18 protein-coding genes, 1 tRNA gene and 2 pseudogenes are annotated in these 21,730 nt (G+C 70.5%); 11 read left to right on the top strand and 10 right to left on the bottom strand.

Translation table 11 applies throughout. The features are described from left to right. A partial coding sequence (locus ALI22I_RS26830; protein WP_143532441.1) for a LuxR C-terminal-related transcriptional regulator occupies positions 1 to 1,325 on the top strand: 1,325 nt, incomplete at its 5' end. A 157-nt stretch (positions 1,326 to 1,482) separates the two neighbouring features. Then, positions 1,483 to 2,658: an alpha/beta hydrolase family protein gene (locus ALI22I_RS26825; RefSeq protein WP_077008281.1), complete on the top strand. Its 1,176-nt coding sequence runs from the start codon at positions 1,483 to 1,485 to the stop codon at positions 2,656 to 2,658. A 4-nt stretch (positions 2,659 to 2,662) separates the two neighbouring features. On the opposite strand, the gene ALI22I_RS26820 is transcribed toward ALI22I_RS26825, so the two are convergent. From ALI22I_RS26820 to ALI22I_RS26805, 4 genes are all read right to left on the bottom strand, one after another. Further along, positions 2,663 to 3,121, bottom strand: coding sequence for a serine hydrolase (locus ALI22I_RS26820; RefSeq protein ID WP_077008280.1), 459 nt, complete (start codon positions 3,119 to 3,121; stop codon positions 2,663 to 2,665). 176 nt (positions 3,122 to 3,297) lie between these two features. Further along, the gene (locus tag ALI22I_RS26815) at positions 3,298 to 4,104 is read right to left on the bottom strand and encodes a hypothetical protein (RefSeq protein WP_077008279.1); all 807 of its coding nucleotides are present in this window, start codon (positions 4,102 to 4,104) and stop codon (positions 3,298 to 3,300) included. Continuing rightward, complete coding sequence (locus tag ALI22I_RS26810) at positions 4,101 to 4,631, bottom strand: SigE family RNA polymerase sigma factor (RefSeq protein WP_077008278.1); 531 nt, start codon at positions 4,629 to 4,631, stop codon at positions 4,101 to 4,103. The genes ALI22I_RS26815 and ALI22I_RS26810 overlap by 4 nt, the downstream gene beginning before the upstream one ends. 166 nt (positions 4,632 to 4,797) lie before the next feature. Next, positions 4,798 to 7,539 (bottom strand): RICIN domain-containing protein, encoded by a 2,742-nt coding sequence (locus ALI22I_RS26805; RefSeq protein WP_083752020.1) that lies wholly within the window; start codon positions 7,537 to 7,539, stop codon positions 4,798 to 4,800. A 1,145-nt stretch (positions 7,540 to 8,684) separates the two neighbouring features. Here ALI22I_RS26805 and ALI22I_RS26800 point away from each other — a divergent pair. Next, on the top strand, positions 8,685 to 9,770 hold the full coding sequence (locus tag ALI22I_RS26800) for an RICIN domain-containing protein (RefSeq protein WP_077008277.1): 1,086 nt from the start codon (positions 8,685 to 8,687) through the stop codon (positions 9,768 to 9,770). A 393-nt stretch (positions 9,771 to 10,163) separates the two neighbouring features. Here the strand turns inward: ALI22I_RS26800 and ALI22I_RS26795 are convergent. Beyond that, positions 10,164 to 10,236, bottom strand: a tRNA-Arg gene (locus tag ALI22I_RS26795). Between the two features lie 199 nt (positions 10,237 to 10,435). Between ALI22I_RS26795 and ALI22I_RS26790 the strand changes: the two genes are divergently transcribed. Together ALI22I_RS26790 and ALI22I_RS26785 are read left to right on the top strand one after the other, a co-directional pair. Then, positions 10,436 to 11,278 carry a hypothetical protein gene (locus ALI22I_RS26790; RefSeq protein WP_077008276.1) on the top strand — a complete coding sequence of 281 codons (843 nt, stop codon included), beginning with the start codon at positions 10,436 to 10,438 and terminating at the stop codon, positions 11,276 to 11,278. Between the two features lie 35 nt (positions 11,279 to 11,313). Continuing rightward, the gene (locus ALI22I_RS26785; RefSeq protein ID WP_077008275.1) at positions 11,314 to 12,069 is read left to right on the top strand and encodes an FkbM family methyltransferase; all 756 of its coding nucleotides are present in this window, start codon (positions 11,314 to 11,316) and stop codon (positions 12,067 to 12,069) included. Positions 12,070 to 12,135: 66 nt separating this feature from the next. Here ALI22I_RS26785 and ALI22I_RS26780 read toward each other — a convergent pair whose 3' ends face one another. Next, positions 12,136 to 15,315: a penicillin acylase family protein gene (locus ALI22I_RS26780; RefSeq protein WP_083752019.1), complete on the bottom strand. Its 3,180-nt coding sequence runs from the start codon at positions 15,313 to 15,315 to the stop codon at positions 12,136 to 12,138. Positions 15,316 to 15,700: 385 nt separating this feature from the next. On the opposite strand from ALI22I_RS26780, the gene ALI22I_RS26775 reads away from it, so the two are divergent. Further along, on the top strand, positions 15,701 to 16,348 hold the full coding sequence (locus ALI22I_RS26775) for a response regulator (protein WP_077008338.1): 648 nt from the start codon (positions 15,701 to 15,703) through the stop codon (positions 16,346 to 16,348). An 88-nt stretch (positions 16,349 to 16,436) separates the two neighbouring features. Here ALI22I_RS26775 and ALI22I_RS26770 read toward each other — a convergent pair whose 3' ends face one another. Together ALI22I_RS26770 and bluB are read right to left on the bottom strand one after the other, a co-directional pair. Beyond that, positions 16,437 to 17,951 carry a GGDEF domain-containing protein gene (locus ALI22I_RS26770; protein ID WP_077008274.1) on the bottom strand — a complete coding sequence of 505 codons (1,515 nt, stop codon included), beginning with the start codon at positions 17,949 to 17,951 and terminating at the stop codon, positions 16,437 to 16,439. A 74-nt stretch (positions 17,952 to 18,025) separates the two neighbouring features. Beyond that, positions 18,026 to 18,658 (bottom strand): 5,6-dimethylbenzimidazole synthase, encoded by a 633-nt coding sequence (gene bluB, locus ALI22I_RS26765; RefSeq protein ID WP_077008273.1) that lies wholly within the window; start codon positions 18,656 to 18,658, stop codon positions 18,026 to 18,028. Between the two features lie 85 nt (positions 18,659 to 18,743). Here bluB and ALI22I_RS26760 point away from each other — a divergent pair, with 85 nt between their 5' ends. Further along, on the top strand, positions 18,744 to 19,061 hold the full coding sequence (locus ALI22I_RS26760) for a hypothetical protein (protein ID WP_077008272.1): 318 nt from the start codon (positions 18,744 to 18,746) through the stop codon (positions 19,059 to 19,061). On the opposite strand, the pseudogene rpsR reads toward ALI22I_RS26760, so the two are convergent. Continuing rightward, positions 19,009 to 19,128 (bottom strand): annotated as a pseudogene (gene rpsR, locus ALI22I_RS26755) (30S ribosomal protein S18); the annotation flags it as partial. The gene ALI22I_RS26760 and the pseudogene rpsR overlap by 53 nt on opposite strands. A gap of 289 nt (positions 19,129 to 19,417) precedes the next feature. On the opposite strand from rpsR, the gene ALI22I_RS53955 reads away from it, so the two are divergent. The 4 genes and pseudogenes from ALI22I_RS53955 to ALI22I_RS26735 all read left to right on the top strand — a co-directional run bounded on the left by ALI22I_RS53955 (position 19,418) and on the right by ALI22I_RS26735 (position 21,063). Continuing rightward, entirely contained in the window at positions 19,418 to 19,621 is a 204-nt protein-coding gene (locus ALI22I_RS53955) for a hypothetical protein (RefSeq protein WP_238598585.1), read from the top strand. Beyond that, positions 19,555 to 19,737: pseudogene (locus ALI22I_RS26745) on the top strand (type B 50S ribosomal protein L31); the annotation flags it as partial. The gene ALI22I_RS53955 and the pseudogene ALI22I_RS26745, both read left to right, overlap by 67 nt. After that, on the top strand, positions 19,737 to 19,901 hold the full coding sequence (gene rpmF / locus ALI22I_RS26740) for a 50S ribosomal protein L32 (RefSeq protein ID WP_077008270.1): 165 nt from the start codon (positions 19,737 to 19,739) through the stop codon (positions 19,899 to 19,901). The pseudogene ALI22I_RS26745 and the gene rpmF, both read left to right, overlap by 1 nt. A 109-nt stretch (positions 19,902 to 20,010) precedes the next feature. Beyond that, positions 20,011 to 21,063, top strand: coding sequence for a MerR family transcriptional regulator (locus ALI22I_RS26735; RefSeq protein ID WP_077008269.1), 1,053 nt, complete (start codon positions 20,011 to 20,013; stop codon positions 21,061 to 21,063). On the opposite strand, the gene ALI22I_RS26730 is transcribed toward ALI22I_RS26735, so the two are convergent. Next, positions 21,060 to 21,728 (bottom strand): histidine phosphatase family protein, encoded by a 669-nt coding sequence (locus ALI22I_RS26730; protein ID WP_077008268.1) that lies wholly within the window; start codon positions 21,726 to 21,728, stop codon positions 21,060 to 21,062. The genes ALI22I_RS26735 and ALI22I_RS26730 overlap by 4 nt on opposite strands. Between the last annotated feature and the right edge of the window lie 2 nt (positions 21,729 to 21,730).

Genomic DNA, 21,730 nt, shown 5'->3' with positions numbered 1-21,730 from the left:
ACCGGATGCTGGAGACCATCCGCCAGTACGGCCGCGCGCGGCTCACGTCGTCGGGCTCGGGCGCGGAGGACGCCGTGCGGACCCGTCACCTGGAGCATTACGTGCGCCTCTCGCAGCGGTACCGGGCGGAGTGCTTCGGTCCGCGGCAGGTCGACTGGATCCAGCGGCTGATCCGCGAGCACCCGAACCTGCGGATCGCGGTGGAGTTCGCCCTCACCGGAGCCGGGCACGTCCGCGCCGCCATGGACATCGCCTCGAACCTGTGGAACTTCTGGTTCGGCGGCGGGTTCCTGCGGGAAGGCCACCGCTGGCTGACCAGGGCCTTGGCGGCCGACCCCGAGCCGACCCGGTCACGGGCCGAGGCGCTGTGGACGGGCGCCTTCCTCGGCGTCCACCTCGGCGAGGCGGACGCGGCCCGACAGCTGCTCGCCGAGTGCGAGGCCCTCGTCGAGCGGCTGGACGACGACTCGCTGCGTGCCTACCACGCCGAGGCCGCCGGTCTGGCCGCACTGCACCGCGGCGAGGTGGCTGACGGGGTCGCGCTGTTGGCGGACGCGGTCGCCGGACACCGGGCAGCCGGGGATCTGGCGGGCCTCACGGACTCGTTGATCCTGCTGGCCGCGGCGACGCTGTTCAGCGACGATCCCCGTGGTGCTGCTGCTGCGGCGGAGTCCTTGGAGCTGTGCGAGGCCCACAACGCCATGCGGTCGAAGGCCTACGCGTTATGGGCCGTCGCGGTGCACAAGTGGCGTGCCGGTGAGCACCGTGAGAGCGAGCGGCTGAGCCGGGAAGGCATCCGGTTGCAGCGGGTGGCCCGGGACTGGACCGGGCTGGCCTACCTGCTGGAGGCACTGGCCTGGTGCACGGCGGGAGAGGGCCGGCCGGAGCGGTCGGCGCGGTTGCTCGGCGCCGCCAACGCGGTGTGGCGGCTGAGCGGGGCGAAGACCTACGAGGCACCGCCCTACCAGGCCGTCGACGAGCAGGTCGCGACACAGGCCGTTGGCGAGATCGGCGCGGCGGCGTTCAGCACGGCGTTCGAGGCGGGCAAGGCGCTCGACCTGCACGGCGCGATCACGTTCGCGCTGGAGGAGAAGACCGCGAAGCCGGCCGCCGGACCACGTGACACGGGCCCCGGCCTGACCCGCCGGGAGGTGGAGATCGCCGACCTGGTGGCCGAGGGCCTGAGCAACAAGGAGATCGCGGCCCGGCTGGTGATCGCCCAGCGGACGGCGGAGACCCACGTCGAGAACGTGCTGACGAAGTTCGGCTTCAGCTCACGCGCCCAGATCGCCGCGTGGGTCGTCGAGCACCGCGGCGACCGTTGACCGCCCCTTCGGGTACACCTGTCGCCTACATAACAAGGATGACACCGGCCGGCGTCATCCTTGTGCGGTACCGGAAATGCCTCCGTCGACCGACGCGCCCGGACCGTGAGCGCTTCTAGCGTCTTCCTTGCCGGTTGCGATCGATCAAGGGAGAGCCATGACCACCACACCGCGCGCCGCCCGCCGCCTGACGGCCGTGCTCCTCGCCTTGGCGGCGTCCGCCTTCTGCGTGCCGGCGTCCGCCGCCGCCTCCCCGCCCCCGTTGGCTCTGTCCAAACCGACCGGTCCGCACTCGATCGGAACCACGTCCCTGCACCTGACGGACACCTCCCGCCCCGACCCGTGGGTTCCTTCGGTGGGCGCGAGAGAGCTCATGGTGTCCCTCTGGTACCCGGCGATCCCGCGGAGCGGCCCGCGGAGCGGCCCGCGGGCGCAATACATGACGCCGACGGAGTCGGAACTCCTGCTGAGGGACGGGGGCATCACCGGGCTGCCGTACGACGTGCTCAGCACGACGCGGACCAATGCGGTCAAGGACGCCACACCGATCGGCCGCCGCCTCCCTCTCGTCGTGCTGTCGCCCGGCTACACCAGGCCCCGTGCCACGCTCAGCACCCTGGCCGAGGACCTGGCGAGCCACGGCTACGTGGTGGCCGCGATCGACCACACCTACGAGAACGTCGCCACGACCTTCCCCGATGGGCGGGTCTCCACCTGCGCCTCCTGCGACGTCCCGCACGACCCGGTGTTCTGGGACAAGCTGGGTGCGGGCCGTGCGGCCGACGTCTCGTTCGTCCTCGACGAACTGACCGGCGCGCACCAGGCGTGGTCGGGTTCCCGTCTGATCGACCCGTCCCGGATCGCGATGGCGGGCCACTCCGTCGGCGGCGCGAGCACCATCCTCGCCATGCTGGCCGACTCCCGGTTGCGCGCCGGGATCGACATCGACGGCGTCACGAACACGCCGATCCCCGACACCGGGCTGTCGCGGCCGTTGCTGTTCCTGGGCCGGGAGTCCGCGTACAGCCCGGGGATCGGGAACGCCCGCTCCTGGGAACGCGACTGGCAGCACCTGACCGGCTGGAAGCGCTGGCTCGTGGTGTCCGGCGCCGAGCACGCGTCCTTCACCGACGTCGGCCTGCTGGCGGAGCAACTGGGCCTCGACATCGGCGCCGTCCTCCCCGCCGCCAGAACCGCAGAGATCACCCGCAGGTACACCAGAGCGTTCTTCGACCTGCACCTGCGCAACCAGCCCCAACCCCTGCTGGACGCACCGTCGCCGCGCTACCCGGAACTCAAGTTCTGCGCCGTCGAGACCAAGACCTGTCGATAGCGGATCAGTCACGCGCCGACAGGGGCATCCCGGCGACGACGATCCGCTGGGTGATCGGCGTGGGGTGGTCGCCGTTCTTGGCGTCGTTGGCGGTCACGCCGTAGACGAGCCGGCGCTGCCCGTCCGCGGTCCCGCCGAGGCCCGCCAAGTAGCCGTACCGGCCGCCGCCGCTCGTGCCCCAGACCGCACCGACACCCGGCAGCGTGAACCGCTGGAGGCCGACGCCGTAGCTCGCCGCCTTGCCGTTGGTGTCCTCGACCGGCGGCGCGGCGAACAGTTCACGCTGCTCGGCGGGCGGCCGTAGCCGTCCACCGAGCAGTGCCGCGGTGAAGACGTCGAGGTCCCGCGTGGTGGAGACGATCGCACTGGCCGCCCAGCCGAACGACTGGTTCCAGCGCGTCACGTCGAGCAGGGTCCCGTCGGTCATCACCTGGTAGCCGCGCACGTGCGGGCCGTGGATCACGGGGTCGTGGTTGAGCGCGGTTTCGAGCTGTCCGCACGCGAGTGACGACCGTCCGCGAGTCGAGCGTCTTGACCCCTGCAAGGCGCCTGGCTGTGGGCAGTGAACACGCAGCACGCCGCACGACCCGTCCGACCTCCGGGGGCAAGGCTCGCTTCGGAATATGCCGGGGTGTGTCCTCATCCCGCGGGGGTGAAGCCGCCCCAAACCGCGTGGGGGCCGTCGGGGGCCGTGGCTTGCGCGCCGTAGCTGTCGGCGTGGGCGTCGCGCGTGCCGTTGGGGTGGTTGTACTGGGCGGCGAAGGCGTGCTGTCCGGCCGGCACGGTGCGGCCGGGCTTGAGGTCCCAGCGGTGGACCAGTGTGCCGTCGATCTCCTGCACGGTGATGGTGAAGTCGTCGCCGGGCCCGGTCTGCCACTGGCCGGTGGTCTGCACGCTGCCGGTCTGCGTGATGCGCAGTTCCACGGTGAGCGCGGTGAGCGGCTGGGTGGTGGTGAGGGTGAGTCTGCTCTGGGTCCAGTAGACGTGGCTGTTCGGATCGATCGAGCCTTCCGACGACAGCGGCCCGTCCGAGAGCTGGTTGTCGGCGGGCGAAGCCGAGTTCGGATCGCCTGCCGTCGGCCGGCCGGCGGTCGTCCGGTCCGGTTGACCCTGTCCGGGCGGCGGGGCCGAGCTGTCGGTGGTACGAGCGGAGTGCGTGGAGCTGGGAGTTCCGCTCGGGGACGTGACGGTGGCACTGGTCGCGCTGTCCGGGTGCGCCGGCGGGGTCTGGACGATGCCGGCGATGGTGAGGCCGGCGATCGCCAGGACTCCGGCCGCGGCGAAGCCGGCGAGTGCCACCTTGGGCCAGGAACTCGCGATGCCCGGGGTCCGGGGGCGGACGGTGGCGCCGGCCATGCCGCGTTCCACGCGTGCCAGCATCCGGCAGTGGTCGGGCTGGTGCGCCTCTGCGGCCTCCCGCAGTTGCCTGCTGATCTCCTCGTTCAACGACTCCTCCTCCCCGACACCACGTCCCCGGCCGCTTGCACGCCGAGCATGCGTTCCAACTCGGCCAGCCCTTTCGAGGTCTGGCTCTTCACCGCACCGACCGATATTCCCAGCGCCAGCGCGGTGTCCTTCTCGGACAGGTCGAAGGCGTGGCGGAGGACGACGCAGGCCCGCTTGCGGAACGGCAACCGGTCCAAGGCCGCCCGCACGTCCACCACGGCGGCCACATCCGGGTCCTGCACCTGCTGTGGACGATGTGACCAGAACAGCGCGACCCGGCGGCGCTCGCGCGTCGCGCCGCGGATTCGTTCCCGCGCCAGGTTCGCGACCACGCCGCGGGCGTACGCCAGCGGGTGCTCGGCCTGGCGCAGCCGGTCCCAGCGCTGCCACAGGGCGACCAGGGCGTCCGCGGCCAGGTCGTCGGCGGCATCCGTCTCGCCGGTCAGCAGATAGGAGAGACGTGACAGCTCGGCGTAGTGCCGTTGGAAGAAGGCGTGGAACTCCGCCGACGTGTCATCAGGGAGCATGTCTCTCGGCTGCCCTCTCCCTACCCATGCGCCCCTCCAGGTCCAGGGCGGCAACGTACCAATGGCCGGTCACCGGACCCGGATGCCGGGTGCCCCGACGGCCCGGCCGTGACCGCCGGTCGGGCCGGCGCAAGCGCCGGCCCGACGAACACGACGCGCCCGGTGGTCAGGACGGGTCGCCGTACAACACGCCGCGGCCGTTGGTGCCCACGTAGACCCGGCCGTACACCTCGGGGTCTCCGGTGATGACACCGCCGACGGTTCCGCCGAACTGGTTCCGGTCGTCGTTGATCCTCACCCAGGCGGCGCCGCCGTCGGTGGAGCGGAAGATCCCGGTGACGCCGTTCACCGTGCCGATGAGGTAGAGGGCGTGGTAGCCGGCACCGGGGGCGGCCTTGCCGAACCCGACGGCGTCGGCTCCCTGCACGCTGCCCAGCTTCTTGAAGCTCACTCCGCCGTCGGTGGAGTGCGAGAGCCCGCTGCCGTCCGCGATCCACAGGTCGCCGGCGTTGTCGGGAGCCGCCTTGAGGCGTCCCCCGGTGAGACCACCGGCGCGGGCGGTGAAGTTCCTGCCGCCGTCGGTGCTGGCGAACAAGGTGCCGCCGCTGAGCGCGTAGAAGGTGCCCGCCGTGGAGCGGTCGGCCACCACGGCTGTGCCCGTGGGCAGGCCGGAGGACGCCGTCCAGGTCTTGCCCCGGTCGGTGGAGACGTAAGGCACCTGCCCCGATGCGGTCCACACCACGGTGCCGCCGTCGGCCGAGATCGCCACGGTGCCGCCGCCCGCGGCGCTCACCGGAGCCCCGGCGAACGGCGTCCAGGTGGCGCCGCCGTCGGTGGAGTAGGCGCCGCGCTCTTCGTGGCTGTAACCGACGCGCACCACGGTGTTCGGCTTGGCCTGCGCGAAGTCGATGCCGGTGGTGTTGCTGAAGCGTGGCCCGGACGAGGCCGCGGCCGGCACCTTGTCCAGGTCGTCGTGGCGGAATCCGCCGATGTCGCCGAGTGCGCTGACCAGCTTGCCGCTGGGCGGCGCGACCAGGCCGAGGACCGCGGTCTCCTCAAGTCCCTTGACGGGGACCGTCCAGTGCGTGGCGCCACCGCTGTCCGCCGCGGTCACGTCCTGGCTGGCCCACAGACCCGCTCCGGTGCCGTACAGGACGTGCCCGGAGTCGAAGGGGTCGATGGCCAGCGCGCCCATCCAGTGGCCGATGCCGGTGCCGACGTAGGGCGCCGCGGAGGCGTCCCGGACGGACGTGTCCCCGAGTGCCTTCCAGGTGGCGCCGCCGTCGGTGGAGCGGTACAGCTCGTCCGAAGGCCACCAGCGGTCGAGGGTGGTGACCATCACCGTGGACGGGCGCTGCGGGTCCACCGCCAGCCCGGCGTAGCCGAAACCGGTGCCGGGGATCGGCGAGATGTCCTTCCAGACTCCGCTGGACGGCGTGTGCTTCCACACCGAACCGGCCTTCACCCCGTTCGGGCCGGGGGCGTCGGTGTACGTCACGTACAGCGAACCGTCACCGGACAGGACACCGTGGTGCGGCAACTGCCCGGTGGGCTGGCCGGGCACGGCCTGCCAGGTGCTGCCGCCGTCGGTGGAGCGGTACAGCGAGGTGGTCTTGTCGGCGGCACCCACGTAGATCGTCTTGCTGCCGGCGGGTCCGAAGGTCACGAAGGACAGGCCGACTCCGCTGCTGCCGCCGTCCTTGACGGGGAAACCGGCGACCTGGCTCCACGTCGCGCCGTGGTCGGTGCTGCGCCACAGCCCGTTCTTGCGGGTGCCCAGGTAGAGGGTGCGGTTGTCGGCGGGGTCGATCGCGAGCCGCTCACCCATGGATCGGCCGTCCTCGTTGCCGCCCAGTTTGAACGGCAGGTCGGTGCGCTGGAACGTCTTGCCCTGGTCGGTGGAGCGCAGGATCGCGCCGTTGCCCGCCCAGTGGTTGGTGTAGGTGCCGGTCGCGAGGTACAGGCGCTCGGGGTCGACCGGGTCGGTCGCCACGCTCTCGATGCCCAGCATGTTCCAGTCCGCGACCCAGTCGGTCAGCGGCACCCACTGGCCGGCCTTGCCGTCCCAGCGGTACGCGCCGCCCATGTCGGTACGCGCGTACAGCAGGCCCTTGCGGTTGGGGTTGAAGACGAAGCCGGTGACGAAGCCGCCACCCGCGATCTGGACGTTGCGCCAGGTGTAACCGCCCGAACCGGTCCCCGGCTTGGACGGCGTGGACGGTGCGGACGGCGTGGCGGACGCACTGTGGGAAGGCCTCGGCGCGACGGCCGCCACCGCGGGGGCCGAGGGAGTGGCGACCTTGTCCGCCCTTGCCAGCTTCCACTGCTGGTCGGCGCCGCCCTGGTCGGTGGATTGGACGACCGCCTGGCCGTCGGAGCCGGAGCCGTCGTTCGCGCGCAGGACCATGCCACTGCTGCGCGAGACGATCTTCACCGCACCACCGCCGACATCGGTGAGCTTCCACTGCTGGGTGTCGGCGCCGGTGTCCGACTGCTGTTCGACGTTGGCCGGCGCCGTGGAGGCGCTCGGTACCCCCAGCACCTTCCCGCTGTTGTGGTTGACCAGCTGGTAGTAGCCGCCGTCCACGGGCTTCAACCGCCACTGCTGGCTCGCGGCACTGGCGGCGAGCTTCTCCTGCTGGATCCGGACGCCGTCCGCGTTGTCCGCCCCGGCCACGTCCAGCGCGTTGCCGTTGTGCACGGAGACGAACTGGTAGTAGGCGGCGGCGTCCACCGTCACCGCCTCCGGGTCGTCCTGCATGAACAGCAGATAGGGACTGACAAACGTCGCCACGCCCACTGCCAGGGCGATCACCGTCCAACGCCCGCGGTGGCGCCTGCGTCTCCGCGGCACTGCGCCGCCGCTCCGGCGCACGCGCCGGCCGCCTGCGGACTCGGTCTCACTCATAGCAGCACTCCTTGAGTCTGCCGTGTCTCACACACGGCTCAGGGCGGTGCCACGCCTCCCGAGCACGCTGCGCGACTCGCAGCAGTCAGGACCGGGCAACCCAGCGTTCGATCCTCTTCGGATCTGCCCGCAAGTTGCCGCTGCTCCCGAAAAGGTTGCCGCCCGGTCCAAAGTTTTTTCGGACCTCGCTCCCTGCCGTGCGACCTCGGGCGTGCGGACACGCGGGGGATTCGATTCGAGGAAGCCCGACGTGTCCAACAGCGACCGAACGCCCTTGCCCAGCAGGCGAACGACGGCCTTCGGTCCGGCTCGAACCCCGGATACCGGTGTAGGCCGGGACGGCGCGGCACGGCATCGAACGTCGATGCCGTGCCACGACGTACCACGCGTTTGTGTCCACAGTGGCCGCCTATGCGGCCGGCGCACCGGTCGCGGCCAGGAAACCGGCCAGCAGGGCGGTGACCGTGCCGATCACCGTTGTTCGACTGCCCATGTTCACCATCTTCTCTTTCACCGGCTGAGTGGGCCCGGCGCTGGACGCGCCCGAGTCGGAACCGCTGGTTGCGGTAGTCCGGGATGACTCCACTGCACGATGCGTGCCGCCTGCCGGGCGCCCTGTACGGGCGAGCCCGGTCAGCGCGACGCATCCCCGTCGCAGGCGAGGGGATGGTCCTCCGTCACGCCGCGCGCGTGACGGACGCGCTCAAACCGCTGAGCCGGCTAAGAATTCCGCTGCGCACGTGGCTGACATGGGTCTCCGTCACCGTTGACGGCATGCGCCTGTCCGCTCGAACAGGACACAGCCATGGAACCTTCAACCTCGTGCGGTCGAGCGCCACTTCGGCTTCGTGACTCGCGGCAGTGGATGTGAACGCTAACAGCGTGGGAGCGTGACCGCAAGGCTTTTAAACTTGCTAAACCTGCTGAAACGTATCAGATGCGAGCGTCAGGGGCGGTGCGGAATGTTAACGCAAACATTGGCGATTATCGGGCCGCGACGCTCGGATCCGGCGTGACCTGGGCGGCGTGACAAGCCACTGGTACGGCAGTGATCGTCTCAAGTGGATTGGTTGCTTGACATGACGTCGCCGCCCACCGTCCAATGTGGCGCTGACGCACATCATCACGCAGCCAGGGAGACATAAATGCAGGCAAGATCACGGTGGCTCATCGCCTGCGCCGCCGCTTTGATCGCCGCCACGCTGCAGCCCGCCGCACCGGCGGTCGCGGAATCCAACGGTGGAACACGGGTCATGCCGCTGGGCGACTCGATCACCGAAGGGACGCAGGTGCCGGGCGGATACCGCATCGGGCTGTGGCAGCGGTTCGGGGGTGGGAACTACCGCGTGGACTTCGTCGGCGCGGAGTTCAACGGCCCGGCGTCGTTGGGCGACCACGACCACGAGGGTCATCCGGGCTGGCGCATCGACCAGATCGACGCGAACGTCGTCACCTGGCTCCGCAACACCAACCCACGTACCGTGCTGCTGCACATCGGCACCAACGACGTGCTCCAGGACTTCGACCTGGCCAACGCGCCCGCGCGCCTGTCGGCCCTGGTCGACCGCATCACCGCGACCGTGCCCAACGCCGACGTGTTCGTCGCGACGATCATCCCGTTGGCCGGCGAGGCGCGGGAGTCCGCCGTGCGCGCGTACAACGCCACGATCCCCGGCATGGTGCAGAGCAAGGCCAACGCGGGCAAGCGCGTGCGCCTGGTCGACATGCACGCCGCACTCACCGCCGCCGACCTGATCGACGGGGTCCACCCGACCGCCACCGGCTACGACAAGATGGCCACGACCTGGTACAACGCGCTGCGCGCCGTGCCCGGCAGCATCGGCGATCCCACGAGGCGGATCGTCGGCGTGCCCTCGGGCCGTTGCACGGACGTTCCGGGGGCGACCACCACCAACGGCACGCAGGTCCAGCTGTGGGACTGCCACGGCGGCACCAACCAGAGCTGGACCTACACCTCCGACAGGCAACTGGTCGTCTACGGCACGAAGTGCCTGGAAGCCTCCGGCTGGGGTTCCGCCAACGGCACCCAAGTGGCGATTTGGGACTGCCACGGCGGCGGCAACCAGCAGTGGAACGTCAACGCCGACGGCACGATCACCAACGCGCTGTCCAACCTGTGCCTGGACGCCTCCGGCTTCGGCACCGCCAACGGCACCCGGCTGATCCTGTGGTCCTGCACGGGCCAGGCCAACCAGCAGTGGAGGTCCTGACCTCGGTCAGGTGTCGGCCATGCCGGGGCCGCCGAGCGCCGTGACGACGGGCTGAGCGGCCCCGGATTCGATGGTCTGTTCGACGAGTGAGGGGCCTTCCTCTGCCGGGTTACCCTGGCTTCGGCTGCAATCCCGGTGCTGCAAAGACGGGCGATCGGGCGACGGCCACCGGGACTTCCCGCCGTTCGCGCCCGTACCAAGCCTGCGAAGGCCCCTCGGCCAGCTGTCCGAGGGGCCTTCCGCTTGGGCACGCATCGGGCAGAACCAGTCCGTGGTGAGTCCGTGAACCCCGGCAGACGGGGGTAGATCCCAGCCGACGGCGACTGACGACAAAGATCAGGCCCCGAGCGCGTTTCCGCTGCTCAGGGCCTGATTCACCCGGCGAAAGGTGAGTGCCCCCGGCAGGATTCGAACCTGCGACACACGGTTTAGGAAACCGATGCTCTATCCCCTGAGCTACGAGGGCGCGTGGGGCAGCCTACCGGGTGGTGGGGGAGCGTTCGGGGGGTGGGGTTGTCACTCGGTGGGCCTAGGAGTGTGCACCTTGGGTTAGGGGACGGGGTCCGGGCCATCGGCTGTCTGGGGGAAGTGGGCCACCTCATCTGTTCCGCATCGGTCCAGTGAGGTACAGAGGGGGCATATCGCCCTCCGACGAAAGCCATCCCATGAGCAGTAGACCCTGGCCTGACTTCCGTCCCGGCCCCCTCGGTTCGGTCGGCGCCTGGTGGCGTCGGCTTCGTGCCCGCCCGAACGCCGAGCAGTACACGTTCGTCCCGGCGTCGACCTCGCACCAGCACCCGTTCGAGTCGCCGCTCCCCAGCGCCGTCTACGGGCTGGACTTCCACGCCCGGATGACGATCCACTGGCGCGTCGACCTGACCACCGGCGTACGGCACAACGCGCCGCGCAGCGCCGCCGTCAACGACATCATCCACCGGGCCAAGGCGTTGACCGAACGGGCCATGCTGGTCCACCACGCGCCGCTCCAGCACCAGCTGGGGGCGGAGCTCGCCGCCGAACGGCAGGTGGAGGGCACGCACGTGTGGGCACGGGCAGACGGGATCGAGTTGACCGTTGACGAGCAGGAGCTGGAGATGGCGCGCAAGCACATCGAACTGCTCCAGACCACCACCATGCGCCAGGCCGAACGGGACGCCGAACGTGCCGAGATCAAGTACCTCCGCGACGAGGTCCTGACCGACCTGTCCACCGCCACGATCTGGTGGCTGGTCCGCAACGGCTACGAGGTCGAGCAGGCCGTCGCCCTCAGCCGGCACCTGGCCGAACTCGTCGGCATCGCCTCCCAGCGCCGTGACCAGCACTGGGCCGACACGCTGGTCACCTCCTTCGAAAGCGCTCTCCCGCGCCTGGAAGACGGGCACCGCGCCGACGTCCGCCTCCACCTGGCCAAAGCCCTCGGCATCTACGGCGGCTCGGGCGTCGCCGCGGAGTTCGCCGAGCAGGTCGGCCTGCCCTACCACCAGAACGGCGCCAAGCCCCTGACGTAGCCAAATAATCCGACAAAGTCTCTAATCTGGTGACTGTGACCCAGAACCTGACCGAGGTGCGCGGTGCGGCCGTGGCGGGCGCGTTGCGCGTCCTCGCCCGGCTGACGCCGTTCGTCGAACCCGAACTGGTCGGCCTGCGCGACGTGGTGCGGCCCGGTGACGTGTGCGTCGACATCGGTGCCGCGCTCGGCCTCTACACCGTCTCGCTGTCCCGCCTGGTCGGTCCACAAGGGACAGTGCACAGCATCGAGCCGCTGGTGTTCGCGCACCCCGCGCTGTCCTACATCCTCCGCCCCCGGGAGGGCCGCAACGTCGTGCGGCACTCCGTAGCGCTGGGCGTCAGCGAGGGCCGTGATGTGATGAGCGTCCCAGTGCGCCACGGCACACCGGTCACCGGCCGCTCGTTCCTCACCGCCGGCGCGGACGGGCTCGGCTCCAACGCCGAGTTCACCGACCACCTCGAAATCCTCGTCCGCACGGACACCCTGGACCGGTTCTGCGCCGCCAACGCCATCGACCGGCTGGACTTCGTCAAGGCCGACGTCGAGGGCGCGGAACTGCGCGTGCTGCAAGGCGGTTCGGAGACCATCGAGAAGTTTCGACCGAAACTTCTCCTGGAGATCGAGGAACGGCACGTGCTGCGCTTCGGCTACCGGGCCCGTGACGTCCAGGACTGGCTCGCCGAACGCGGCTACCGCATGCACGCCTGGCACCGCAACGCCTGGCGGCAGGTCGACCGGATCGACGACCGGGTGCGGAACTACCTGTTCAAACCCTTGTTCAAACCCTGATCAGGGCCCCGAACAGCGGAAGACCCCGGTCCCTGGGGGTGGACCGGGGTCTTCCTGTGGGCCGGTCTACGTTGCGTAGACCTCAAGTTCGTAAATCGAGTATCCGTAAGTCGTGGCCCGTTGGGTACCCGTCATTCGTACGAATCGTGCCGCACCGGGTGGGAACGACGCAACATCCTGGCCGCCATCGCCCAAAGATGTCGTGTACACCGTGCGCCACGCGGCGCCATCGGTCGACAGCTCTATGCGATATCCCTTGGCATAGGACGCTTCCCACGACAGCACGACCCGGCCGACGGTGCGCGTCGCACCCAGGTCCACCTGCACCCACTGCTGGTCGGACCAGTCGCTGGCCCACCGGGTGTCGGGCTTGCCGTCGACGGCGTTGGAGGGCGGCGAGTTGTACCAGCCGGTTTCGTGGCTGCTGGAGGTGGCCGTGGTGCCGGCCGCCAGGTTGGCCACGTTCGCACCGCGGCGGGACGGGAACTGCACGACCTGCTGGTAGGTGGGCCGGTTCTGCCAGTTCACCTTGTCCTGCGTGATACCGCCCATGGCCCGGTGGATGATGGTGTCGGCGCACCACTGGTCGCCCGCCGCGCACGAGTCGTCGCCGGGGTACACCGCCGTCGCGGGCTTCGCCGCCGCCGCACGCAGGCTGTCCAGCAGCACCTGCCGGCACGCCACCACCGCGCCACCACCGCAGTAACGGGCGCCCAGAGCGCCGTCCACGCGGTCGCCGAGCACGGCCCGCAGATCCTTGTCGACGTAGCTCCACCAGCCGTACTGGAACGACGAGCCCTTGTGCGGCGCGGCGCCGTGCGTGTCCGACGGCGCTTCGTCGACCTGGAGGGCACGCGTCAGCTGCCCGTACAGCCCGTCACCGAGCCCCGGCTTGAACTGCGCCTCCACCAGCAGCGGCCACCACGCGTCGAGCAGCCGGATCGCCTCGGCGTGCCCGTACGCCTTGCTGCCGCGTGACGTCTCCTTGCGCAGCGACCCGGACCGCAGCCAGTCGCGCAGCTTCGTGACCGCCGCCGACAACGTCGGATCGGTGACCGCGGCCGTGTCGATCACCCGCAGCATGTCCGGCAGCACCTGTTCGGCACGCAGATCGGCCACACCCGCCTCGGCCATCGCCTTCGTCAGCGACGCCCGCGTGACAGGACCGCGTGCGATCAACGCCCGCACCCGGTCGTCCAGCAGGTCACCGCGGTGCACGGAGCCGTTGCCGTAGCCCGACGCCGAGTAGTCCAGCGCCTGCTTGTTGTTCCAGCTGATGTAGTAGTCCTGGTTGATCGAGTTCGGGTGCTGCGCGAACGGCGTGTACGTCGCCGTGTTGCGGTCGGCGTTCCAGCCCTCCCACTCGTACGCGGCCTCGGCCTTCACCGGCAGGTTCGGGTCCACCGACGCCTTGCGCACCGGGTTCGCGCCGGAGTTGAAGTACGCGGTGTCCTTTGAGTCCACGTAGAACCAGTTGAACGCGTAGCCGACGTCCTCGGCCGCCCGCTGGAAGTCCGCTGCGGACTTGATCACGCCCGGGTCGTTGAACTCCTGGAACCCGATGATCGAGTCCACCTCGTGCAGGTAGGTCGAGCGCAACGACGTGTAGGCGACGAACTTCCCGTCCACCCGCGCCCGGCTCTGCACCAGCCCGTACTTCGTGCGGTACATGACCAGCGTGTACGAGCCGGCGGGCGTCGGGTCGGCCACTGTCGACTTCCAGGCGTTCTTGCGCTCCAGCCGCTCCATCGGCAGGCACTGCCCGTGGAACCGGTAGTGCAGTGACGACGCGGTCGGCGTGCCACCGGGCTCGCACAGCTCCACGGCGTACGTGTCGGTGATGTCCTGCCCGGCGGACGTCGCGCTCCACGAGTAGTCGACGCCACGCCCGAGCTGCACGTACATCGACACACCCGCGAACGACACGCCGCGCGACCGCAGACCCGGACCGTTCAGCTCCTGCAGCATCAGCAGCTGCGGCGCGAAGTAGCCGGTCTGCGGCCCCCACACGGCGATCGGGTTGCCGGTGTCGGTGTGCGCGCCGGACACGGCCAGCGCGTTGGACATGCCCTGCTTCTTGTTCAGCAGGTCGCGGGGCAGCACGCCGTCGGCGAAAATCCCTTCCGCCGCCTTGAGGTTCGCCGGGAGGTCCACAGTGGACGCGGCGGCGGAGGTCTGGTCGTAGACCATCGGCTCGGGCGTCACCACGCCGCCGTCGGGCAGCGCCACGCCCTGCGGGTTGGCGGGCGTCGTCCCGTACGGGAAGCGCTGGCCGTTGTGCAGGGTGAGCACCGACTCCGGGTCGTTCTGCTCGCGGAACGACCGCCACACCTGGTCGCCGACCGTTGCGCCGTACTTGTTCTGGGCGGCCAGCTTCACCAGCGCGTTCTGCACCTCGCCGCCGCCGCCCGCGCCGAACAGCCCGCCCACCACGGCCGCGATCGCGACCAGGTCGGTCGGCTGGAACGGCTGGATGTCGTTCCAGTTGGTGACCGAGTCGGCGTGCCCGGTCAGCACGTACTCGCCGGGGAAGTACCGGCCGTTCACCGACGCGGTGATGTAGGCGTTGATACCCGCGATGTAGTCCTTCACGTCCTGGAACGCCTGCGCGCCGCGCGGCCCCTGTGACGCCACCTGGTCGATCTGCGCCTGGAGGTCGGCCTCGGTGTACGGGATCTGGTTGTAGAAGCTCTGCTCCAGCACCCGGTTGCCCTCGGCGCCGCCCGCGAACCCGGACAGCTGGCCGCGGCCGAGGTGGCGGAACAGGTCCATCAGCCACAGCCGGTCCTGCGCGGCGGCGTAGCCCGCGCCGAACTCCGTGCCCGACCGGGTGGTGCCGTAGATGTGCGGCATCCCAATGGTCTTGTCGCGCACGATGGTGACGTCCGCGCGCGGTTTGATGGTGCTCTCGACCTGGTCGGCCGGGACGCCGAACGAGGCGTCGTTGAAGAACGCGCCCAGCTGCTCGTTGGTCAGACCGCCGTAGCCGGAGACGAGGGAGTCGTAGCGGCCGAGTTGGTCGGCGGAGTGCGCCGGACGGGTGCCGAACGCTTGGTGGCCGAGGATCTCGGCGAGCGTGGCGTTGCCGTTCTGGCCGGGTGGCAGCACGTCGTTGCACTGGCCCAGGCAGTAGTCGTCCGGGGTGAACGCGGTGGTCCTGACCTCGGCTTGGGAAGTCGTCGGGACGGTCAGTGCGGTCGCCACCAGGAGGGCGACCACGGCGAACGATCGGGTGGCTCTCCGCATGACGCGAAGCTCCTTCCAGGCAGGGATCGTGTGACGCACGTTACTGGCTGGTAAAGGATCGCGAAAGACCTTCATGTTTGATTCGGCCACCTGGCCCCACCAGCGGCACGGGCCTCCTGGCGTGACGCGGCCGCCGTCCGCGATCCAGGGCCATCGGCACCACTGCGAGCTCCCCTGTCCGGGTCACAAGCCCTGCGGCCGGTTGCCGCGTCCGCGTCAGGAAGTCGCGTGGGTCGTGAGTTGGGCTCGGGTATTTCCTGGCAACTGTGAACAGGCGGCGACGGCGTCTTTCCGTGGTGAGATAACGGTGAATTAACGGCAGCTTGCGTGTTCGTGCGCGATGCTGGGCGAGTACGAACACGAAACGCCAACGCGGGGAGGCGTCGTGATCAAGGTGATGCTGGCCGATGACGAAGACCTCGTCCGGTCCGGCCTTCGCATGATCCTCAGCAGCGCCGGCGACATCGAAGTCGTGGCCGAATGTGACGACGGGCACCTGGTGGCCGACCTGGCCCGCCGGCACCGCCCGCACGTCGTGCTGCTGGACATCCGGATGCGGTCGTCCGACGGGCTGATGGCGCTGCGCAGGCTGCGCGCCATTCCCGACCCGCCGAAGATCGCCATGCTCACCACGTTCGACGTGGACGAGTACGTGTCGGAGGCGCTGCGGCTGGGCGCGTCCGGCTTCCTGCTCAAGGACACCGAGCCCGAGCAGTTGGTCCGGGCGGTGCGCGACCTCGCGCTGGGCGGCGCCGTGCTCGACCCCGGCGTGGCGGCCCGCGTGCTGGCCGCGGTCGCCGACGGCGAGCGTGCCGCCGAGCCCGCGCGCCGACTGCTGGCCTCGCTGTCCGAACGCGAGCGCGAGGTCCTGGTCCTGATCGGACAGGGCATGTCCAACGCCGAGATCGGCGGCACACTGCACCTGTCCGAGGCCACCGTGAAGGGCTACGTCTCTTCGGTCCTGGGCAAGATCGGCGCCGTCAACCGCGTCCAAGCCGCCCTGGTCGCCTTCCGCGGCGGCCTGATCGCCTAGGAGTGTTTGATTGCCGCTCCTCCGGAGACAGCGGCTCGGTCGCCTGGAAGACGCGACCTCGCGTGGTGGTCGGGGTGGGAGCGGAGAGCTAGTTGCCGGAGACGATTTCGGGGACTGCTACGTGGGGTTCTACCTCTACGCGGTTGCGGCCGTGGCGTTTGGCGCGGTAGAGGGCCATGTCGGCGGCGGCGAACAGTTGGTCCAGTTTGGCGGGTCCGGCGGCTACGCCGATGCTCACCGTGGGGCGCTGGGCGGTGCCCAGGACCATGGTCCAGTCATGGCCGTCCACGGCGGCACGGATGCGTTCGGCGACCGTCGGGCCGACGTCGAACGAGTTGCCGCCCGAGTCGCCGAGCAGCACCACGAACTCGTCACCGGCCCACCTCGCGACCAAGTCGGCGGCACGGCACTCGCGCCGCAGCAACTGCGCGATCTCGCGCAACGTCGCGTCACCCGCCGCGTGGCCGGCGTCGTCGTTCACACCCTTGAACTGATCCACGTCCACCAGCACCAGCCACGGCACCCGGCCGCGCGCCGACGTGCCCTCCAGCAGACCGGCCGCCGCGCGTTCCAGCCCGAGCCGGTTCGCCAGCCCTGTCAACGGGTCGCGGGCCGCCGCCTCCTGCGCCGCCACGGCCAACCGCTGCGCCTGCACGGCCACCCGGCGCTGCTCCAACGCCTGCCCCAGTCCTTCTTGGAGGGTCACCGTCGCGGTCTTGTTCGCCGCGACCGAACAGCGCAACGCCGCCGCCTCGCCGACGTGGTCGTCCATCTCCGCGCAGATGTCCGCGAGATCCAGCGAGTACCGCAGCAGCAGCGACGCGTCGTTGATGGCCTCCGCCGCGGCGACCGCCCGGCTGGCCAACGTGCGCGCCTCCACCAGCCTGCCCTGCATGCGCCGGACCCCGGCCAACACCCAATTGGCCCCCGCCAACGACCACTTGTCGTCGGCGTCGCGCGCCTGCCGCAACGTCTCCGCGGCGGTCTCCTCGGCCTGCTCCAACTCGCCGACACCGGCCAGCGCACGGCTGTACGCGGCCATCAGTGCCCGCCGCATCTGCTCTTCCTCGGCCAGTTCCAAGCCCTCCTTGAGGCACACACGCGCCTCTTCGAAGATCTCCCGCGCCTCGTCCGGCGGCGCCGAGATGGCGCGGAAGTTCAACAGTCCGCCGAGGCCCTGGAGACTGTGGCCCAACACTTCGGCCGCGGCTTCGGACCTCGCCATCGCGCGGCGGGCGACCTGTGCGGATAACCGCACCATGTCGATGGCCGCACGGCGGTTGCCGATGCCCTCCAGCAGGTAGGCCAGCGCGTGCATCGCCTGGGCGGCGGCGAGGTTGTCGTGGTGCTCGCCGTCCAGATCGGTCCAGCCCTCCGCGGCCAGCTCCAACGCCAGCGGGATGCGGCCCAGCCGCCACGCCAGCTTGGCCCGGTTGACCAGCACGGCGGAACGCTGCCAGCGGTCCGCGCCCGGCGGCACCCGGCTCACCACCTGGTCGAACAGGGTGTTGGCCTCCGGTAGGCGGCCAGCGTTCAGCAACGCCTTGACCTCAGGGTCGAGTTGCGGCACCTGCCCCGCTACCAGCGGATCTTGCTGCTCCACTCGTGCTGACACTCCATTCCGACTCGGCGAGCCGGGTACGCGGACCCGCTCGCCGACGGCACGGCTACCACAGGCTACCGGCCCGAACGCCGTGTGTACCGCTCCTGGTGAACTACGTCGTCGAGAGGCATTCGGTTGCGCCAGCCGTGCCGTTCCAGGTCCGGTGTGTCCGGAAGGCGGTCCACGGGTCCGACGCACAGCCACGCCACCGGCCGCAGCGGCTGCGGGATGTCCAGCATCCTGCGCAGCGCATCCTCGCGGTAGAAGCTCACCCAACCGACGCCCAGACCTTCGGCGGTCGCGGCCAGCCACAGGTTCTGGATGGCCAGGCACACCGAGTACAGGCCGGCGTCGGCGATCGCGTGCCTGCCCAGCACGGCCGGCGAGCCGCGGTCGGGGTCGTAGGTGACGACGACGCCGACCGTCGACTCCAGAATGCCCTCGACCTTGATCTTGGCGAACAGCTCGGCCTGCTGCGGGTCCAATTCGGCGGCGAAGACACTGCGCTCGGCCTGGACGTGGTCGCGGAACGCGCGGCGGGTGTGCTCGTCGCGCACGACGATGAAGTCCCACGGCTGGGACAGGCCCACACTGGGCGCGGCGTGCGCGGCGGTGAGCACCCGGCGCAGCACCTCGGGCGGGATCGGGGCGCCGGTGAACTCACCCCTGGTGTCCCTCCGGCGGTGCAGGACGTCGTAGAAGCTCATTCGGACGATCGTGCCTCACACGATCCAGTGAACCGGCCTGGGGGACGGTGGCGTGCGTCTCAACTGGGACGTTGAATGGCCGGTCATGGTCGGAACAGTGCACGGGTCCGCGCTCGGCTTCGCGGGCGGCGTCGGGGTGACCGCCCTCGCCGCGAGCTGGCCGGTGTTCGCCCTGCTCCTGCTGGTGGTGGTCGTGGTGGTCGTCTCGTGGTGGACGACCGTGCTCGGCGCGGTGCTGACCGCGGTGCAGTGCTGGGGCCTGTACGCGAGCTTCGTCGTCGGCGACGAGGGGCACCTGGTGCCGGACTGGCCCGCGTTGGCGGTGCTGGCCGTGGCCAGCACCGCGTCGCTCAGCGGCCTTGTGAGGGATAGGGCAGCAGCGCCTTCTCCCGCGCGTTCTTGATCGCGGTGGCGACCTGGCGCTGCTGCTGCGGCGTCAGGCCGGTGACCCGGCGGGAGCGGATCTTGCCCGGTCGGAGATGAACCGTGGCGCAGGTCGTGGTCGGTCAGGTGGAGTTCGCCGACGCGCTCGTGCTGACCGGACCCGCCGGCGACGACGTGCTGACCGCGGTGCTGGACCGGGTCGCTTGTGGCACGCCCCGGTTCGAACTGTCTACTTTGGACGTCCCACGGTTGTTGGCGGTGCCGGTCGGACGGCGGTTCACCCCGGCGTTCGGGCCGTTGCTGCGCGGTGTGCCGTTGGAGCCCGCCGCCGGTGTGTCGGTGGTGCGGTTCGCCGCACGGCGCCCGTTCCACCCGATGCGGCTGCACGACGCGCTGGACGTGCTGCTGGACGGCGTGGTGCGGGCGCGCGGACGGGTGTGGGCGATCAGCCAGCCGTCCCCGCGTCATGTGGCTGGAGTCGGCCGGCGGCGGGTTGAGCGTCGGCGCGGACGTTCCCGACCCGGTCGACCGCCACGTCCTCGCGGACGATCGAGTGGGAAGGGCAGGTGTACCCGCTGATCGCGGTGGACGTGACCTCGGACTCGCACCCGTTCTGGACCGGCGCGCAGCGGGTCACGGACACCGCCGGGCGGGTCGAGAAGTTCAACCGCCGCTACGGGCGGAGGTCGGGCTGATGGCCGTCCCGAAGCGGAAGATGTCGCGGAGCAACACGCGGTCGCGGCGGGCGCAGTGGAAGGCGACCGTGCCGGATCCGGTGCCGGTGGTGACGTTGGACGGGCGACGGCTGATGGTGCCCCGACGGGTGGTGGCCGCTTACCGGCGTGGCCTGTTGCCCTGACACCCCGTGGTCGGCCTTCACCCTGGGTGCTGTGTTTGACCTTCACCCTGGGTGAGGCAGCACGGTTGACTCAGCCGGGCGAGGTGCCCGGACGGGGAAGGGGTGGGTCGTGGAGCTGCTGACCATCGGGGCGTTCGCGCGGGCCTGCAGGCTGTCGCCGAAGGCGCTGCGGCTCTACGACGAGCTGGGTCTGCTCACGCCCGCCCGGGTCGATCCGCTGTCGGGTTACCGGCTCTACGCGCCGGAGCAGCTCGACCGGGCCCGACTGGTGGCGTGGCTGCGCAGGCTCGGCATGCCGTTGGCCCGCATCCGACGGGTGTGCGCGCTCGACCCGGCGGACGCCGCCGACGAGGTGCGCGCCTACTGGGCGCAGGTCGAGGCGGACACCGCGGCCCGGCGCAGCCTGGCCACCTTCCTCGTGGAGCAACTGTCCGGGAAGGACACCACCATGACCGTCGCACTCCGGTACGCCCTGCGCACCGACCGCGGGCTCGTCAGGGACTCGAACCAGGACTCCGGCTACGCGGGCGAACGGCTGCTCGCGGTGGCCGACGGGTTCGGCGCCCGCGGCGAGTCGGTCAGCTCGATGGCCATCGACGCGCTCGCCCCGCTGGACACCGCCATCCCGGCCGGGGAACTGCTCAACACCCTGGCGGACGCGGTTCACCGGGCCGGTGCGGCGGTCGGCGACTACCTGTCGGCCCATCCCGCCGAGGAGTGCAGCGGGACCACGTTGACCGCGCTGGTGCTGTCCGGGTCGCGGCTGGGCCTGGTCCACGTCGGCGACGCGCGGGTGTACCTGCTGCGCGGCGGCGAGCTGTTCCGCATCACCCACGACCACACGGTGGTGCGGTCGCTGATCGACGAGGGCCGGCTGACCGAGGAGGAGGCGGTCAGCCACCCGCAGCGGTCGATGCTCGTGCGGGCCCTGCACGGCAAGGCGGTGCAGCCGGACCTGGCCCTGCACGACGCCCGGCCGGGCGACCGGTACCTGCTGTGCTCGGACGGCCTGCACACCGTGGTGCCGCAGGCGGACCTGCTGGAGGTGCTGGAGTCCGCGGCGGACCCGGACGAGGCGACGCGGCGGCTGATCGAGCTGGCCAACGCCAGTGGCGGCCCGGACAACGTGGTGTGCGTGGTCGCGGACGTGATCCCGGCCTAGCTCCCGGACGCCGGTGCGAGCGGTCCCTGGGTCTCGCCGTCCGGGGACGGTCGCCACTGGTCGAACGGCCGGTCCAGGTGCCACGCCTTGCCGTCGTGGGTGAGGACCCGGTCCTCGCACGTCTCCAGGTTCGACAGCGACTCGAACAGCTCGATGCTCCAGCCGAACAGCCGCCGGCACAGCAGGCGGATGGTGAGGCCGTGCGACACCACCAGCGCGGTGGTCGGGTGGGCCGGGTCGCGCATCCGGGTCTCCAGGTCGGTCAGGAACGCGGCCAGCCGGTCGTCCACGTCCGCGCCGGACTCGCCGTTGGGCAGCCGGAAGAAGAAGTGGCCGAACGCGTGGCGCTGGTGCTTGAGCACCTCCTGCCGGACCGGGTCCTGGAGGTTGCCCCAGTCCTGTTCCCGCAGCCGCGGCTCGGCCACCGTGCGTTCCACCTGGTCACCGAGGTCGAGGTTGCGCAGGGTGGCCCTGGTCCGCACGTACGGGCTGACGTAGACGGCCGCCGGGTCGCCGTTGAGCAGTTCCTTGATCCGCGGGCCGGCGGCCTTGGCCTCCTGCTCGCCCTGTTCGGTCAACGGGAGGGCGTGGTCGGGGACGCGGCAGTACGCCAGTTCGTCGACGTTGCCCAGGCTCTGTCCGTGACGCAGCAGGATGATCCGCACCG

Source organism: Saccharothrix sp. ALI-22-I (assembly GCF_001984175.1).
Classification (GTDB): domain Bacteria; phylum Actinomycetota; class Actinomycetes; order Mycobacteriales; family Pseudonocardiaceae; genus Actinosynnema.
The sequence above is the reverse complement of the archived record's forward strand: the minus strand, read 5'-3'. Positions and strand labels throughout refer to the sequence as shown.